Annotated in this window: 1 pseudogene; it reads right to left on the bottom strand. The window is 63.4% G+C overall.

From position 1 onward, the window contains the following. Nucleotides 1–138: 138 nt before the first annotated feature. Nucleotides 139–249, bottom strand: a pseudogene (locus JHD69_RS20680) (lipoyl synthase); the annotation flags it as partial. Nucleotides 250–388: the final 139 nt, after the last annotated feature.

Genomic DNA, 388 nt, shown 5'->3' with positions numbered 1-388 from the left:
CCCCCCCCCCCCCCCCCCCCCCCCCCCCCCCCCCCCCCCCCCCCCCCCCCCCCCCCCCCCCCCCTTTTTCAAGCATAAGTCGGCATACGAGATCATGAGTACTGTCTCGTGGGCTCGGAGATGTGTATAAGAGACAGAGCTTCTGTCGTACTTGGCTTGGATGCGTACCTGTCTGGTTAGGCGCCTTACGGTTTCTATGTTGTGCGATACAACTTCGGGTCTTTCTTCCAATACCCGGAAAAGGTTATCCCCTGTCTCTTATACACATCTGACGCTGCCGACGAACCACGACATGTGTTGAGATGGAAAGGAGGCAGATGAAAATAAAAACGGGGGGGGGGGGGGGGGGGGGGGGGGGGGGGGGGGGGGGGGGGGGGGGGGGGGGGGG

This window comes from Pedobacter sp. ASV12 (assembly GCF_016429155.1).
Taxonomy (GTDB): Bacteria; Bacteroidota; Bacteroidia; order Sphingobacteriales; family Sphingobacteriaceae; genus Pedobacter.
The sequence above is the reverse complement of the archived record's forward strand: the minus strand, read 5'-3'. Positions and strand labels throughout refer to the sequence as shown.